This is a genomic window from Sedimentibacter sp. zth1, from assembly GCF_017352195.1.
Taxonomy (GTDB): domain Bacteria; phylum Bacillota; class Clostridia; order Tissierellales; family Sedimentibacteraceae; genus UBA1535.
Genome location: NZ_CP071445.1, coordinates 2,010,444 through 2,028,208, shown reverse-complemented (window position 1 = coordinate 2,028,208; position 17,765 = coordinate 2,010,444). Strand labels below are relative to the sequence as shown.

Annotated in this window: 13 protein-coding genes, 1 pseudogene and 1 riboswitch; of the genes and pseudogenes, 5 read left to right on the top strand and 9 right to left on the bottom strand. The window is 29.7% G+C overall.

Annotated elements, in window-relative coordinates; genetic code table 11:
* Positions 1-90 precede the first annotated feature (90 nt).
* The 8 genes from purN to JYG23_RS09770 all read right to left on the bottom strand — a co-directional run bounded on the left by purN (position 91) and on the right by JYG23_RS09770 (position 11,547).
* Positions 91-717, bottom strand: a complete 627-nt coding sequence (gene purN, locus JYG23_RS09805; protein WP_207235498.1) for a phosphoribosylglycinamide formyltransferase — start codon at positions 715-717, stop codon at positions 91-93.
* Positions 705-1,745, bottom strand: coding sequence for a phosphoribosylformylglycinamidine cyclo-ligase (purM, locus tag JYG23_RS09800; RefSeq protein ID WP_207235497.1), 1,041 nt, complete (start codon positions 1,743-1,745; stop codon positions 705-707). Before purM ends, purN begins: the two co-directional genes overlap by 13 nt.
* A gap of 14 nt (positions 1,746-1,759) precedes the next feature.
* A complete protein-coding gene (gene purF, locus JYG23_RS09795) occupies positions 1,760-3,151 on the bottom strand; it encodes an amidophosphoribosyltransferase (RefSeq protein WP_207235496.1) in 1,392 nt (463 codons plus the stop codon).
* A gap of 15 nt (positions 3,152-3,166) precedes the next feature.
* The gene (purC, locus tag JYG23_RS09790) at positions 3,167-3,871 is read right to left on the bottom strand and encodes a phosphoribosylaminoimidazolesuccinocarboxamide synthase (RefSeq protein ID WP_207235495.1); all 705 of its coding nucleotides are present in this window, start codon (positions 3,869-3,871) and stop codon (positions 3,167-3,169) included.
* Between the two features lie 19 nt (positions 3,872-3,890).
* Positions 3,891-4,379 carry a 5-(carboxyamino)imidazole ribonucleotide mutase gene (gene purE / locus JYG23_RS09785; protein ID WP_207235494.1) on the bottom strand — a complete coding sequence of 163 codons (489 nt, stop codon included), beginning with the start codon at positions 4,377-4,379 and terminating at the stop codon, positions 3,891-3,893.
* Between the two features lie 14 nt (positions 4,380-4,393).
* The gene (locus JYG23_RS09780; RefSeq protein ID WP_207235493.1) at positions 4,394-8,155 is read right to left on the bottom strand and encodes a phosphoribosylformylglycinamidine synthase; all 3,762 of its coding nucleotides are present in this window, start codon (positions 8,153-8,155) and stop codon (positions 4,394-4,396) included.
* Positions 8,156-8,297: 142 nt separating this feature from the next.
* Complete coding sequence (locus JYG23_RS09775) at positions 8,298-9,692, bottom strand: NCS2 family permease (protein WP_207235492.1); 1,395 nt, start codon at positions 9,690-9,692, stop codon at positions 8,298-8,300.
* Between the two features lie 88 nt (positions 9,693-9,780).
* Positions 9,781-9,877: riboswitch (purine riboswitch) on the bottom strand.
* A gap of 125 nt (positions 9,878-10,002) precedes the next feature.
* Positions 10,003-11,547 carry a S41 family peptidase gene (locus JYG23_RS09770; RefSeq protein WP_207235491.1) on the bottom strand — a complete coding sequence of 515 codons (1,545 nt, stop codon included), beginning with the start codon at positions 11,545-11,547 and terminating at the stop codon, positions 10,003-10,005.
* Between the two features lie 888 nt (positions 11,548-12,435).
* Here JYG23_RS09770 and JYG23_RS09765 point away from each other — a divergent pair.
* Both JYG23_RS09765 and JYG23_RS09760 read left to right on the top strand, forming a co-directional pair.
* Positions 12,436-13,017 carry a 50S ribosomal protein L25/general stress protein Ctc gene (locus JYG23_RS09765; protein WP_207235490.1) on the top strand — a complete coding sequence of 194 codons (582 nt, stop codon included), beginning with the start codon at positions 12,436-12,438 and terminating at the stop codon, positions 13,015-13,017.
* A 93-nt stretch (positions 13,018-13,110) separates the two neighbouring features.
* Positions 13,111-13,635 carry a hypothetical protein gene (locus JYG23_RS09760; protein ID WP_207235489.1) on the top strand — a complete coding sequence of 175 codons (525 nt, stop codon included), beginning with the start codon at positions 13,111-13,113 and terminating at the stop codon, positions 13,633-13,635.
* A 261-nt stretch (positions 13,636-13,896) separates the two neighbouring features.
* On the opposite strand, the pseudogene JYG23_RS09755 reads toward JYG23_RS09760, so the two are convergent.
* A pseudogene (locus JYG23_RS09755) lies at positions 13,897-14,093 on the bottom strand (IS30 family transposase); the annotation flags it as partial.
* A 237-nt stretch (positions 14,094-14,330) separates the two neighbouring features.
* Here JYG23_RS09755 and JYG23_RS09750 point away from each other — a divergent pair.
* The 3 genes from JYG23_RS09750 to rplI are packed head-to-tail and all read left to right on the top strand — an operon-like array spanning position 14,331 to position 17,752.
* Positions 14,331-15,278 carry a YybS family protein gene (locus JYG23_RS09750; RefSeq protein WP_207235488.1) on the top strand — a complete coding sequence of 316 codons (948 nt, stop codon included), beginning with the start codon at positions 14,331-14,333 and terminating at the stop codon, positions 15,276-15,278.
* An 18-nt stretch (positions 15,279-15,296) separates the two neighbouring features.
* Entirely contained in the window at positions 15,297-17,309 is a 2,013-nt protein-coding gene (locus JYG23_RS09745; RefSeq protein WP_207235487.1) for a DHH family phosphoesterase, read from the top strand.
* On the top strand, positions 17,306-17,752 hold the full coding sequence (rplI, locus tag JYG23_RS09740) for a 50S ribosomal protein L9 (protein WP_207235486.1): 447 nt from the start codon (positions 17,306-17,308) through the stop codon (positions 17,750-17,752). The genes JYG23_RS09745 and rplI overlap by 4 nt, the downstream gene beginning before the upstream one ends.
* Positions 17,753-17,765: the final 13 nt, after the last annotated feature.

Sequence of the window (17,765 nt, the reverse complement as noted above, 5' to 3'; positions counted from 1 at the left end):
GGTGCAGTAAATTATTACTGCACCTTATATGGGTTTATGCCAAAATGACACTTGCTATCAATAAAAATTCATATAATTTGGCAGAATTAATTAATTTTTTATAATTACTCGTCTATCTTCTAGTACAAGTTTGTTTTCGCAAAACAGCTTTATTGCAAGTGGTAATATTTTATGCTCAATATTAAGTACCTTCAGCTGTAAAGAAAGAGGAGTATCGTTGTTATCTACAAATACAATATCTTGTAAGATTATTGGGCCCGTATCTGCTCCATCATCTACAAAGTGAACAGTAGCACCAGTAACCTTTACACCATATTTTATAACCTCTTCATGTACTTTTATTCCATAGTAGCCTCTACCACAAAAAGATGGAATAAGTGAAGGATGTATGTTTATAATTTTATTTTCAAATGTTCTAACAAAATCCATACTTAATATTTTTAAATATCCAGCTAATACTATTAAATCAATATTTCTATCTTGAAGCTCACTTATGATTATTTGATTATATTCTTCAGAGCCTTTGTAATTATTAGGATTTACATATATAGCGTCTATACCATTTGACTTAGCACGTTCTAAGCCATAAGCAGATTTCTTGTTAGAAATTACAACATCAATTTTAGCATCTATAAATCCATTATTAATATTATCAATAATGGATTGAAGGTTGGTGCCTCCACCAGAAATCAATACACCAATTTTTAATTGTGGCATATGTCTAAACCGCCTTCTCTTTTTACCATGACACCAATTTTAACAGGGTTTTCATTCTTTGATTTAAGGTACTCTACAACTTTATCAGCATCATTTTTGTCTACTGCTAAAACCATTCCAATTCCCATGTTAAATGTTCCATACATTTCATCAATATCAATGTTACCTTCTTTTTGCATTAATTTAAATATTGGAAGTACATTGATATTTTTAGTTTCTATATCAGCAGTTAATCCTTCTGGAAACATTCTTGGAATATTTTCATAGAATCCACCACCTGTTACATTGCTCATTCCTTTTATTTTAAATTTGCTTATAAGATCCATAATTAATTCAGGATAAAGTCTTGTAGGTGTTATAAGTGCTTCACCTAAAGTTGAACCAAGTTCTTCAACATAATCATTGACATTATAATGCTTATGGTCAAAGAATATTTTTCTAACAAGTGAATAACCATTGCTATGAATACCACTTGAAGGGATACCAATTAATATATCTCCTTCTTTTATAGTGCTTCCGTTTATAATTTTTTTCTTATCAACTATACCAACACAAAATCCAGCAACATCATATTCACCATCACTATAAAGTCCAGGCATTTCGGCAGTTTCTCCACCAATTAATGCACAACCGGATTTTATACATCCATTTGAGATGCCTTTTACAATTGTTGCTGCTTTTGAAGGGTCCAATTTACCAGTAGCTATATAGTCTAAGAAGAATAAAGGCTTAGCACCTTGGCATATAACATCATTTACACACATTGCTACTGCATCTTCACCAATAGTATCATGTTTATCAGTCATAAATGCAATCATAAGTTTTGTTCCAACTCCGTCAGTACCTGAAACAAGAATTGGTTCTTCATATGAATCCTTATCAATTGCAAACATTCCACCAAATCCGCCTATATCTGATAATACACCTTTAGTAAAAGTTTTTTTAACGCTTTCTTTTATAAGTTTTACTGTTTTATAACCTTTATGTACATCTACACCTGCTTCTTTATATGTTAATTTATTGTTCATTATTTGCACCTCTGCTATTTGAAATTTGGTACTTCCATAGGATAATCACCATTAAGGCATGCAAGGCAAAAACCATTTTCCTTGCCAGTTGCTTTGATTAATCCATCAATACTTAAAAATTGTAAACTATCTGCTTGAATAAATTCAGTCATTTCTTCTAATGATTTTGTAGCTCCAATTAGATAATTTCTAAAAGGAGTATTAATACCAAAGAAGCATGAATGAGTTACAGGCGGAGATGCAATTCTCATATGTACTTCTTTGGCACCCGCATCTCTGACCATTTTAGCTAATTGCTTGCTTGTAGTACCTCTAACTATACTATCATCAATTATTACAACAACTTTATCTTTAACTAACTCTTTAAGCACGCTGAGTTTAAGTTTAACCCCTTCTTCTCTTAATTCCTGATTTGGCTCTATAAAGGTTCTTTTAGCATATCTGTTTTTTATAAGTCCAAGACCATATGGAATACCTAATTCTTGAGCATATCCAATTGCTGCTGGAGTACCAGAATCAGGAACAGAGAAAACCAAATCTGCTTTTACTGGGGCTTCTTTTGCAAGTTGTTTACCAGCATTAAAACGAGCTTGATATACATTAATTCCATCAATTGTACTATCAGGTCTTGCAAAGTATACAAACTCAAAAATACATGATTTTTTTTGAGCATACTTAGTGCTTTTTATGCTTTCAATACCATTTTCATTTATAACGACAATTTCACCAGGCTCTACATCTCTGATAAACTCGCCACCCATTGCACTAATTGCACAACTCTCAGATGCTAATAAATAGCCATCATCTCTTTTTCCTATACAAAGAGGTCTAAGACCAAAATGGTCTCTAACACCTATAAGAGATTTATCATCCATTATTGTAAATGCAAAAGCGCCTTTAATAATTTCCATTACATTTTTTATTGATTTAACAATGTTTCCTTTATAGTTTCTAGCCATCATATTGGCTACTACTTCAGTATCTGTAGTAGTTTGGAATATAACACCTTCATCTTCCAGTATTTCTTTTAAAGAATCTGCATTAACTAAATTACCATTGTGTGCAAGAGCAAATGAGCCTTTTTTATAATTTACAACAAGTGGTTGAGCATTTTCAATTTTGCTTGTTCCAGTTGTTGAATATCTAACATGGCCTATTGCTACATTGCCACTTAATCTGTGAACTACATCATTGGTAAAAATTTCAGATACAAGTCCCATTCCCTTATGCTGTTCAATATGGTTTTCCTCTGTACTAATTGCGATACCAGCACTTTCTTGACCTCTATGTTGTAAAGCAAATAATCCATAATAAACCAATTGTGTTGTTAGCTCAGGTTTGCTTGTATAAACACCAATAACACCACATTCTTCATGCATTTTGTCGTCCATTAATAATTCGTACATTTAAGCCCTCACTATTTATTTATTTATTCTTTCTAATACTTCTTTATAAACTTCTTCTACACCACCTAAATCTCTTCTAAATCTGTCTTTATCTAATTTTTTGTCAGTATCTTTATCCCATAATCTACAAGTATCTGGTGAAATTTCATCTGCTAAAATTACTTTGCCATCATATAAACCAAACTCTAGTTTGAAATCTACAAGCTTAATATTTCTTTCAATAAAGAATTTTTGAAGTATAGTGTTTATTTTTAAGGCATATTCTTTAACAGTATCTAATTGCTCAGGTGTAGCTAGTTCCATTGCTGCTATATGATAATCATTTACCATTGGATCGCCTAAATCATCGTTTTTATATGAAAATTCTAATACTGTAGATTTTAAAACAACACCTTCTTCAAGACCAAGTCTTGTTGCTAAAGAACCAGCAGCTATATTTCTTACAATAACTTCAAGAGGAAGTATTTTAACTGCCTTAACTAAACATTCTCTATCATTTAATAACTTAACTTGATGTGTTGGTATACCTTGTTTTTCTAACATAGTAAAAATTGCTGCTGTCATTTTGTTATTTACAACACCTTTTCCAACAATAGTTCCTTTTTTTACACCGTTAAATGCAGTAGCGTCATCCTTATATTCTACAATGTATTCTTTTTCATTATCTGTTTTAAATACCTTTTTTGCTTTTCCTTCATATAATTGTTCTAATTTTTGCATTTTAAAGTCCTCCAATAAATTATTTTAATTTCTCTTGTAAATTTTTATCTGCGGTGATAACTTTTTGTGCCATTTCTTCTTTGTATATATAAAATTGTTTTCTTAATTCTTCATATTTAACACTTAGTATTTGGATAGCAAGTATTGCTGCATTGTCTCCAGCATTTATAGCTACAGTAGCTACCGGAACTCCTGGAGGCATTTGAACTATTGATAATAGAGCATCCATACCTTCAAGTGCCGAGGCTTTAACAGGAACTCCTATAACTGGTAAGCAACTACATCCTGCAATTACTCCACCTAAATGTGCTGCTTTTCCTGCTACTGCAATAATTACTTCAAATCCATTTTTCGCTGCCTTTTTTGCAAAATCAACTGCAATATCTGGTGTTCTGTGAGCAGATATTACTCTAACTTCATAGTCTACATTAAATCTTTTAAGTATTTCGATTCCTTTTTCTATAACAGGAAAATCAGAATCACTACCCATAACAATTGCAACTTTCATTGATTATACCTCCATTATTTAAAATATTTTACACCTGATTCAAAAAGTTTTTGGTCTTTGTTACCTGGTATATTTATATAAGTGTCTACATCTCTTCTTTCAGAGTGACCCATTTTTCCAAGAACTCTGCCTTCTGGACTTGTAATTCCTTCTACTGCTTCAACAGAGCCATTTGGGTTAAATAAACCGTCATATGTTGGATTGTAATCCTTATCAACATATTGTGTAGCAATTTGACCATTTGCTTTAAGCTTTTCAATCCACTCTTTGTTAGCTACAAATCGACCTTCTCCATGTGATAGCGGTAGGTTGTGTACATCTGAAACACTACAGCCGTTGAACCAAGGAGATAAATTTGAAACAACTTTAGTCATTGCAAAAGTTGAAACGTGTCTTCCAATTGTATTATAAGTAAGAGTAGGATCATTTTCTTCAGTTTCTTTTATTTCTCCATATGGCACTAAGCCAAGCTTAATTAATGCTTGAAAACCATTACAAATACCAATCATTAATCCATCTCTATTTTTAAGCAAATTCATTATGGCATCACTAAGGTATGGATTTCTAAATGTTGTAGCTATAAATTTACCAGAACCATCAGGTTCATCACCAGCGCTAAATCCACCTGGGAAAGCAACTATTTGTGATTCATTTATTAATTTTGCCATTTCTTTTATAGAATACTCAACATCATTAGGAGTTAAATTGTTAAATACAAATGTATTTGCAATAGCTCCAGCTCTTTCAAATGCTTTTTTAGTATCATATTCACAGTTTGTTCCCGGAAAGACAGGTATAAATACTCTAGGTTTTGTAATATTTAAATTGCTTTTAACCTTGTTTCCAGCGGTATATTGATAATCTTTAATTTTTCCTTCAACATCAATTTTCACTGGATAAATTTTATTAAGTGGTTTTATCCATTCATTTAACATTTCATCAATTCTAATGTTATAAGAATTGTTAATAGATATTTTCTTTTGAGAAATTGTTTCACCTAATAATATAAAAGGTATATCAATATCATTTATGTTTTCAACTTCAAGAATTATATCCCCATATTTAGGTGCAAAGTATAAATTAGAATCAAAAATTGTATTTTTAATCGTAGTAAATCCAATTTTGTTACCAAAGGACATTTTACTTATTGCTTCTGCTACTCCGCCATATCCAACAGTATGAGAACTTAAAACTTTGTTGTCTTTTATTAATTCATGAATTTTTGTATATTTATTTTTCACATCCTCAAAATCAGGTATGTAGTTTTCATCCTTTTTAATTTTTATTAAAATAACTTTACTGTTTGTTTTTTTAAACTCTGAAGAAACAATATGGTCAATTGTAGATGTACAAACTGCAAAACTTACAAGTGTAGGTGGTACATTTTTGTCATTAAATGTTCCTGACATACTATCTTTTCCACCAATTGCAGGTATTTGAAGTTCATGCTGTGTTTTAAATGCTCCTAGAAGTGCAGCAAATGGTTTACCCCATTTTTCAGCATCATTGTGTAATTTTTCAAAGTATTCTTGTAAAGTTAATCGTATCTTAGTATAATCACCACCTATTGCAACTATTTTTGCAACAGAGTGTAAAACAGCATATAAGGCACCATGGTAAGGGCTTAATTTTGATAATTTTGGATCAAAACCATGTGTCATAATTGTACAAGTATCTGTATTTCCACTCAAAACTGGTAGCTTAGCAACCATACCTTCTGCAGGCGACATTTGAGTTCTACCTCCAAAAGGCATTATTATAGTAGCTGCTCCAATAGTAGAGTCGAATTTTTCAGATAAACCTTTTTGACAACAAACATTTAAATCGTGTAGATTTTCAATCCATGCATCTCTTAAATTATCAGCCTTTAATGATTTAATTTTATTTGATTCGAAATTTGATACATCTACTGCTTTGACTAATACGTTAGTTTTTTGCTTAGCACCATTTGTGTCTAAGAAATCTCTACTAATATCAAGTATTATATCGTCTCTCCAAGACATTTTTAGTCTTCTGTCTTCTGTAACAACAGCAACTATATTTGCTTCAAGATTTTCTTTGTGTGCATAATTTATAAATCTATCAGCGTCATTTTTGTCTATTACAACAGCCATTCTTTCCTGAGATTCTGAAATTGCAAGTTCAGTTCCATCAAGACCATTATATTTTTTTGTTACTTTATCTAAATTTATTTCCAATCCATCTGCCAACTCACCAATAGCAACAGAAACACCACCAGCTCCAAAGTCGTTGCATCTTTTGATTAACTTGCTTACTTCTGCATTTCTAAATAATCTTTGTATTTTTCTTTCAGTAGGGGCATTTCCTTTTTGTACTTCAGAACCACAAAGTAATATTGATTCTTCTGTATGTTCTTTTGATGAACCAGTTGCGCCACCACAGCCGTCACGGCCTGTTCTTCCACCAAGAAGTATTATAACATCTCCTGTGATAGGTTCTTCTCTTTTTACGTTATGACGTGGAGTAGCTGCTATAACAGCACCAATCTCCATTCTTTTTGCTACATAATCGTTATCATATATTTCTACAACTTTTCCAGTAGCAAGACCTATTTGATTTCCATATGAACTATAGCCATTTGCCGCTTCAGTAGAAATTTTTCTTTGAGGAAGTTTTCCTTTTAATGTATCTTCAAATTTTTGTCTAGGATCAGCACATCCAGTAATTCTCATAGCTTGGTAAACATAAGACCTACCTGATAATGGATCTCTAATTGCTCCACCAAGACATGTTGCAGCTCCACCAAATGGTTCGATTTCAGTAGGATGGTTGTGAGTTTCATTTTTAAACATTACTAGCCATTCTTCTGATTTTCCATCAATCTTTGCATCTACTATTATGCTACAAGCGTTTATTTCATCTGAAACCTCTAAGTCATTTAAAAGTCCTGATTTTCTAAGTTCCTTTGCAGCAATAGTAGCTAAATCCATAAGACAAATATCTTTATCTCTGTTTTCATAAACAAATTTTCTACTAGATTTATAAATTTCAAAAGTATTTTGTATTTCTTTAGTAATATTATTATTCTCAAACTCAATATTTTCAAGTTTTGTAGAAAAAGTAGTGTGTCTACAATGATCAGACCAATATGTATCTATAACTTTAAGTTCTGTGATACTTGGATTTCTCTTTTCATCGGTTTTAAAATATTCTCTGCAAAGTTTAATATCTTCTAAACTCATTGCAAATCCTTGTGATTTTATATATTCATCAAGTTGTAAATCTGAAAAATTAGTAAAACCATCTACACGCATAACATCTTGTGCATCATTGTAATTAGTATTTAATGTGTTTGGTTTAATTGTACTTGCTTCTCTAGAATCCACAGGGTTTATATAATATTTTTTTATTCTGTCTAAATCGGCTTGTGTCATATTGCCTTTAAAAATTAAAACTTTAGCACATTTAACTATTGTTTCTTTGCTAGTTAAAATCTTTATACATTCAGCAGCAGAGTCAGCACGTTGATCATATTGACCTGGCAAAAATTCTACAGCAAACATTTTTTCATCTTTGTTCAAACAAATTTCGTCTTGTATATAAACAATATCTTGATTAGGTTCAGATAAAACTGAAACTATTGATTTATTGAAATCATATTCTGAAATATCAGCAACATCATATCTATTAAGGATCCTCAAATTTTCTATATTGTTTAGGTTTAGATTTTGTGTTAAATTAATTAGTAAATTTTTTGCTTCTACGTCAAAGCCTATTTTCTTTTCTACAAAAACTCTTTTTACAGTTAAGCTCATTTTTTAATCCTTTCTTATTTAGTTTTAAAAAAATAATTAAAAATAAAATTTTAAATTCTATGCTTAATTATTTTTTTAAAGTTTTCGAAAATATTAAAAATAGTAAAAGTCTGATTTCTCAGACTTTTACTATCACCTAATTTTATAAGAATATGTATTTCAATACGAACAATATTGATAAAACATACATTAATATACTTATTTTCTTCTCTTTTGCTTTTCCTGTTATTAAGTTAATTAATGTCCAAGAGATAACTCCAATTGAGATACCTTCTGAAATACTGTATGTTAAAGGCATTGCAATGATACATAAGAATGCTGGTATAGCATCAGTCATATCATTGAAATCAATTTTAGAAACATTACCTAACATATAGAATCCTACGATTATCAATGCAGGAGCTGTTGCAAATGAAGGTATAGTCAAGAATAATGGCGAAAATATTGTTGCTAGTAAGAATAATATTGCTGTAACAATACCTGTTAAGCCAGTTCTACCACCAGCTGTAACACCTGAAGCACTCTCGACATATGTAGTTGTTGTTGATGTACCAAGAATAGCACCTGCACTTGTTGCTATTGAGTCAGCAAGTAATGCGCCTTTAATTCTAGGTAATTTACCATCTTTGTCCAACATATTTGCTTTTGAAGAAACACCTATAAGTGTACCTAATGTATCAAATAAGTCAACAAATAAGAATGCGAACATTATAACGATAAAATCTATAACCTTAATTGCAGAAAAATCTGCTTTGAAAAATTGACCAAATGTATTGCCTAATGCAGAAAAGTCGAAACTAATTATTTTACTAGGTATAACAGAGAACATTCCAGCATCAACATTTGGTATATAAAAACCTAATAATTCACAAATAATACCTAATACCCAAGTTGATAGAATTCCTAATAAAATTCCGCCCTTTACATTTTTAATTATTAAAATTGCAGTTATAATAACTCCAACCAATGCAAGTATTGCACCAACGCCTACTGAGTTGAATAATTCGCCACTAAATGTTTGAATTGTTACTAATGTTTCATTATGATTTACAACTATTTTTGCGTTTTGTAATCCTATAAATGCTATAAATAGACCAATACCAACACTAACTGCTGATTTAAGAGTAAGTGGGATAGCATTAAATATAGCTTCGCGAACATTTGTTAGAGATAATATAATAAATATTATACCTTCTACAAATACTGCAAGCAATGCTATTTGCCAAGAGTAACCCATAGTACCGCAAACAGTAAATGCAAAGTAAGCATTAAGTCCCATACCTGGAGCTAAAGCAAAAGGGTAGTTTGACAAAACTGCCATTAATATTGTACCAATAAATGAAGCTAAAGCAGTTGCTATCAAAACAGCTCCTTTATCCATGTGTGCTGCTGCTAAAATATTTGGGTTAACTGCCAATATGTAAGCCATTGTCATAAAAGTAGTTATACCAGCTAAAATCTCAGTTTTAACAGTAGTGTTATTTTCTTTAAGCTTAAATATTCTGTCAAGAGTTGATGTTTCTTCAATTTTAGACATAAAAAAATCCTCCATAAAACTATTATTTTTTGATAAATGTTCGTTTACCGAGGGAAATCAACTATTATATAATGGGAACAAAAATAATTAAGTATAATTTCGTTTAAATAGTCGATTTAAGGTGCTCGGTAGAAACTCTCTCACCATATACAAGAGATTATATTTAAACATTTATTTTATGCTTTTATCATAACAAAAGAGAAAAACATTGTCAATAGTTTTTATTATAAATATTTAAAAAACAAAAGATATTGTTCGTATATATACGAACAATATCTTGTAAATACAGCAAACTACTTCGTTAAAAACCCTATTTCATTATTTCTATTGCTTTTGCAAGCTGAGTATCTATTTCATTATTTTGAGAAAATGCTATAAGTGAATTAGTTAAACAATCTTGAGTTGAATAATCTAAAACACCATAGGCATACAGATTATTATTTTTTTGAAATTCTTTTATGGCATCAAAGGTTGTTTTGTCAAAAACACCATCAGGCTTATTAACATTATAACCTAAAGTTTCTAAAATCATTTCTGAACCTAATACATCTAACCCAATATCATCTAATTTAGCTTTTCTTTCTTTTTTTAGTTTAGGATAGTTTGAAAAATCTATATTACTTTTTAGCTCTACATATATATCAGGTGTTATGCCTATACCCTGTACCTTGTTTTTATTAGGCGTAAAATATTCTGCGGTTGTAAGCTTAATAGCAGCTTCGTTTTTAAGAGCAAACAATGATTGAACAACACCTTTTCCATAAGTTGTTGTTCCTATTATTTTTCCAACGTTTCTATCTTGAATTGCACCAGCAAATATTTCGGAAGCACTAGCACTATTTTGATTAACTAAAACACATACTTCATATTTAGGTGTTTCCAGGTTACTACTATAGCAAATTTCCCCTTCTGTTGAATAGTCCACATACAATAATGGTCCTTTGGCAACAAATAAGTTTAATATATCTAGGACTGTTTGTAAGCTTCCACCAGGGTTATTCCTTACATCTAAAATGATTTTTTTGATATCACTTTTGTCGAAAGTTTCAAGTTGTGCTTTTAATTGCTCAGTTGTATTTTCATTAAATTCTAATATATGTATGTAACCAAGATTATCGTTTACTATTTTTGCTTCAACAGAGCTTACTTCAACGAGCTCTCTTGTTAAATCAAAATTTAGTTTTTGACCATTTCTAAGTATACCTATATTGACAGAGGTACCTATATTACCTTTTATGAGATTTGTTACATCGTTTAGACCTAATCCTTCAACATTTTTTTCATCAACTGAAATTATAATATCGTTTGGTAAAATACCAGCTTTTAATGAAGGTGAATTTGGCAAAGCATAGTTAACTACAACATTACTGTTTTTATATGATATGGAAACACCTATTCCACCAAATTCTCCAGCAATAGTGCTTGAAAACTGTTCATACTCATCTTTTGTAAAATATTCACTATATTTATCTAATACATTAAATAAACTTTTATATAAGCATTTTGTAATTTCTTCTTCATTTATAGATATATTAGCGTCTACTAGTGAGTTTTTAATTGTTCTTTTTAAAATTTCTACTTGTAAATTAAAGTTATCAATATCTAAATTGGCTTCTTTATCAGATTTATCATATAATAAATCAAAAAAACCTTGGTACAAAGCGTGAATTACTTCTTCTTGTGGAATATCATATTGATAATATGTATTAACGAATTCGGAAACAGCTTTAAAGAACTCAATGTTTGTATCTAAATTATCATAGTTTACTTCATCAGCGTATATATGTGAAATTGGACATAAAATAATTGTAAATATCAATATTAGACATGTTAAATTTTTAAAAATATTTTTCATTTGAAATTTCCCTTCCTTTATATTATATAGGTAAAGTATAAGATATATAAGGTAATATGTAAATAAAAATATAATTAAACATATTTTTACTCAATATGAAGTATAACTATAACAGCTTTAAAGAATAAATATTTATCATATATGAATATTAATATCCACAAAATTTGAACGGATGGGTTTTCATGTCATACAGATGTGGATAATTTTCTTAAAATCAGTAATTGTGGACAAAATAAAAAAGATTTTTATTTGGAAATAGTTTAATTTTGTGAAATTTATTCTTTGCCGCTACCAAAAGGAAACTATACTTGATTTATCCCTGCCTTTGTGATATTATATTTAATAACGTATGAAATATACGTGTGTCAAAAAATATTAATATTACATTATTAGATTCTGTTTTTAAAATTTTTATACAATGCAGAATCAATTTTCAAGTTTAAAACATTATATAAAAATTAATATAAAAGAACCGTCTGCAAAGAAGGGCTTTTGGTATTTTACTTCAAAGTAAGAGCATGAAAAGTCGCTTCTTTTTTTATATAACTTTTTTTATATAACTTAAATTTCGCACAATAAAATTTACAAATTATATTTGAAATTGGTTATGGTTATCACACACGTTATACGATGCAATAACAATATATGCAGATCTTTTTCTACGAAGTTTGAGTTTGGGCTTATGTCAATATAGTAGACACTAAAAGTTTATTTTTTCAATATTTTAAAACATTGTTTGATATTCAACTTGTTTTTTATTATTGATTCATATTCAACTTTCTGTGTCAACAATCAAATACTAACAACAGTTACATAATACATAACTAAGCTATATTGAGCAATTGTCTGCATTATAGAATATAAATATAAAAATCTTGGAGGATAAAAATGGATATTATTACAGTGGAAAAACGAAATGAAAAAGCAAAAGCAAAACAACTAAGACGTTCTGGCATTTTACCATGTTGTGTCTATGGAGGATCACTGCCAGAGGCGATTTCTATTCAAATGGATCAGATTACGGCAAATAAACTTTTCCGTAATAACCGAGAGGGAAGCAAAATTAAACTCAAGCTTGATGAACAGATAATTCCTGTTCAAATCAAAGATAAAACAGATGATTTATTACGTGAAGAAATTATACACATTAGCTTTCAAGCCCTAAAAGCCGATCAAAAAGTTAACAGTATCACTCATATTATTTTAAAAAACACAGATAAAGTAAAAGGAATTTTGGAAAAAATGTTATTAGAAATACCTTATGCAGCTCTTCCAAATGACATGATAGATACTGTATCTGTAGATTTAGACGGCTTATTGGTTGGAAGTATCATAACAGTAGGGGATATTCCTGAATTTAAAAACGAAAATGTAGATTTGCAAGTAGATACAGATAGCATAGTTTTAAGAGTTAGCGAAACCAAACAGGCTGTCGTGGAAAGCCCAGAAACCACAGAAGAATTACAATAAATTTCATATTGTTAGATTAAAGAGCTTAGATTGTCGTATTTTTGTATGTAAAGACTTGATGAGCTCTTTACTAATTTTGAAAGGAGCATCAAAATGCAATTGATTGGAAAAGCAATCCGACATAAATCATTCGGTAATGGTATTGTTACAAACATGTCCACTAACATAATTACAATCTGCTTTCCCCAAGGAGAAAAGAGATTTTTATTTCCAGATGCATTTTCAGACTATTTGACATTAAAAGATGGTACAATACAACGTGAAATTCATAATATGCTAATTATAAAAAAGAAAACTGAAGATGCTAAGAAACGGGTGATTAAAGAGGAACGCGAACGTATACAGCGAATACATAATTTGAAAGTTATACCAAATTCACAAGCAGTCTTTAATATAGAAACAGATCAAAAAAATAGTGTGTTTTCTTCTTGGAAATTATCCATTGGTCATTATTTCAGTGGATATTCAAAAGGAAAACCTCGCCTACCCAAACGATTAAAACCAAACTCTTTATGTTTACTTACTGAATGCACAAAAGAAACGTTGGAGAAAAACCGACGCATTATAGGTGCTTTTATGGTTAAAGATGATTTCTTTGGTGAATTATGCAAAAACTAAATAATTGAAAGCCATCAGTATTATAGAATTGCACTGAGCAATGAAGAAAGTTTGTTATTCTGGCCTTATATAAAGGAAGATAATCAAACACAGCGCTGGGGCAATATTGTGTTCAAATACTTTTCTAATAAAATCATACAACGAATACTTTTCGATATAAAGGAATCAATGTGCAAATCAAAAAATAAGGAAGTTGCAGAAAAATTTTATCAATATTTTTGTAAGATCAATCGCTTACCCAGTGATAAAACAGACATTGATCTATAAAATCTTTAGCTCCTCTGGTGTTTTGTACCCAAGTATTTTTCTAGGAAGTGTATTTATCCATTCCTTGATAAAAGCGATGTCATGGGTACTGTAATCGGTCATTCGTTTCCCTTTTGAAATCTACGTATCAGTCTGTTATGACGTTCATTAGTCCTTTTTTTGAAGGAAAAATACGGGTGAGTAAAGTATACATTTGTTTTAGTTTCAGATTCCAGTGTTGATGTTTTTTTATGCCATATAGATGCGGATAACTTTAATAAAATTACAGTAATTGTGGATAGACTAAAAAATTATTATTTGAAAATAGTTTAGTTTAATGAAATTTATTCTTTACCACTGGAACTATAAGTTTTTGTTTTGACTTTAGTATAAAAATGGGGTAAAATATAATATCAATGTAAAATTTGATATAGACGCGAGGTAAAATAATGAGCAAAAAAGTAAACACTTCTGGATTGACAGAAGCGGCAATGGTAAGTGGACTTTTAGTTATACTATCAATGATTTCATTTTATATATTTCCATTGATAGATTTTTTGTTTCCAGTACCAGGTATATTGCTAGCAAAAAGAAGAGGTTTTAAATATTCAGCATTATCGTTGATATCTGCATCAATAATTATATCTATGCTTATAGGTATTCAAATGGGATTTATATATTTGTTTATGTATACTCCTATAGCAATAGCAATGAGTTATATGATATGTAAAGAGAAAAAGCCAACAAGTGTTATCATTGTTGGAGCTATAGTAATGTTAATATCATTAATATTTATAGTACAGGGACTAGAGATGTTTATGGGAGTAGAATTTACTGATGAGATAACATCATTAATAAGAGAATCTTTTGACTTGAGCAAAGATTTATTTGGAAAGAGTGAAGCTTTTAATTCAAATTTACAAAATATTAATACAATGATGGATAATGCCATTCATCTATTAACAAGGTTAGTTCCGGTTATGCTAATATTAACATCAGTTTTGATGGCTGTTGCTAATTATATGATTGCACAACTAGTAGGAAGAAAATTGAAAGTTGAATTAACACCTTTAAAAGACTTAGCATTTTTTAGATTGCCTAAGGGTTTTATTTTAGGATTTGTAGTTATGATATTATTATCATTGATGTTTACGCAGCTTGGATTCTCGAACGGTGATGTTATATTACTTAACATTTTTATGGTTGGATGCTTTGCTTTTTTAGTGCAAGGTTTAGGTGTAATAAAATTTTTATTTATAAAATATAAAACAAAACCAGTTTTCAGAGTATTAATATTCTTGTTTGTGGTTTTTAACCCTGTTATAGCAAGTGCAGTAATATTACTAGGAGTGCTAGATATGGCTATAGATTTAAGAAATTTTAGAAAGTTAAGATAAATTCGGAGGTGTCAAATAATGAAGGAATTTAAATTGCCTGAATTTTTAAAGGACGACAATTATCTTTTTTTAGTTATTCTTTTTATTTTTTCAGTAATTTTTGTACTTAATAAGCTATATACTATAGCTTTGCTTTCGATTATAACTATAATAATAATTCTTGTAGCAACGTTAGGAAAGCATAATAGAAGACAAAAGAATTTAAAAAATTATGTTATTGATTTTACAAATAATTTAGAAAATCTATCTGTAAGTTCAATTTTTAATTTTCCGATGCCAGCTCTTATAATAGATGATGAAGGAAAGGTATGTTGGTATAATTTAAAATTTAGAGAAGTAATATTAGATATGGATAATTTTGAAAAGCTAGAAGATATAGCTCCTAGTTTTTCAATAAAAAGTTTGCAAGATAATAATCAAGGTGTTTTAAATAATCTTGAAATAATTATTAACAGTGATCAAAAATGCTATAATGTTTTATACAGCAAATTATCAGAAGGTCAGTTTTCTGACAATGCTGAGTACATACTATACTGGGTTGATAATACTTCATTCAAAACTTTAAAGAATAAGTATAATGACGAAAGACCTATTGCCATGATAATTCAGATAGATAATTTTGATGAAATGTCTGAAAAAATGGATAAATTAATTAGAGCATCTATGGTTGCAGAAATAGAAAAAATTCTCAATAAGTATGCTACTGAGATGAATGGATTTGTATTGAAATATAATGCATACAGATTCTTGATGGTTATAGAAAATCAATTTTTAGAGTCATTAGAAAACAAGAAATTTTCTTTGTTAGAGGAAGTAAAAGAAATAAAAAGTTCTGGAGAGTTTTATTATACACTGAGTATAGGTGTTGGTGCATATGCTAAAACTATAGGACAATTATTGGAATGTTCAAAAGGTGCACTTGACATTGCTTTAGGTAGAGGTGGAGATCAAGCTGTAGTCAAAAAAATTAATTCAGTTAAATTTTATGGTGGTAAAAGCAAAGCAGTTGAAAAAAGAACAAAAGTTAAGGCTAGAGTTATATCATTTGCTTTGAGACAAATAATAGACCAAAGTTCCAATGTAATAATAATGGGACATAAAATTGGTGATATGGATAGTTTAGGTTCATCAATAGGTTTATATAGTATAGCAAAATCAAGAGGTAAAAAAGCTTATATTGTATTGAATAATGTAAATTATGCGCTTAAAAATCTTTGTGAAAGAATGGAAAAAGAAGATGCTAGCTATATAGAAGCTTTGGTAACTACTGAGCAAGCAATTAAACTTATTGATTCTGAAACGGTTTGTGTTGTTTTAGATACAAGTAAGGGTAGCTTTACAGAAGCTCCTGAAGTTCTTGAGGAAGTTGATAAAGTTGTGCTAATAGATCATCATAGACGTAGTGAAGAATATATAGAAAATGCAGTATTAGACTATATTGAGCCATATGCATCTTCAACTTGTGAATTAGTTTCAGAGTTGATACAATATATGGATGACCATATTAAGATAACAAAATTTGAAGCAGATGCGTTGCTTGCTGGTATAGTTGTGGATACAAATTCATTTATTTTTAAAACTGGAGTAAGAACTTTTGAGGCAGCATCATTCTTACGTAGAAATGGTGCGGATACTATTGAGGTTAAGGATTTATTTAGTGAAAGCTTAGATGTAATGAAGAAAAAGACTGAGATAGTTGATAGAGCAGAAATGAAATTTGGCGATGTTGCAATATCATATATTGATGATGAAGAAGAAGAGAATAATGTTATGGCTGCAAAAGCTGCTGATGAATTATTAACAGTAAGGAATGTAAAGGCAAGCTTTGTTTTGGTTAAACATGTAGATTATATCCATATAAGTGGTAGGTCTATGGGACAGATAAGCGTACAGCTTATACTTGAATTGCTAGGTGGCGGTGGACACCTTACAATGGCTGGAGCACAAGTTAAAACAAGTAGTATAAATGAAGCTAAAGAAAAATTATATGAAGCAATAAAACAATATAAAGAGGACGGTAAAGAAGAATGAAAGTAATATTATTAAAAGATGAAAAAACTTTAGGTAAAAAAGGTGATGTTATCAATGCTAAGGAAGGCTATGCAAGAAATTATTTATTCCCTAAAAAATTAGCAATTGAAGCTACAGCTGGAAATATGAAAGTGTTAGAAAATCAAAAAAAATTACAAGAACAGAAAGAATTAGAAGTATTAAATGAAGCAAAAAAAATAGAAGAAAAATTAACTGCAATAACAATAGTTGTTAAAACTAAATGTGGTGAAAATGGCAAATTGTTTGGTTCTATTACAACAAAAGAAATTGCTGAGATATTAAAAGAAAACCATGGTGTTGATATAGATAAAAGAAAATTAGAATTAAATGGTAATATAAAAGCATTAGGAAATTATGTTGTAAGTGCTAAATTGCATTCAAAAGTAACAGCAAAAATAAACATTATAGTAACTGATAAATAAAAAGGAAGTGCTA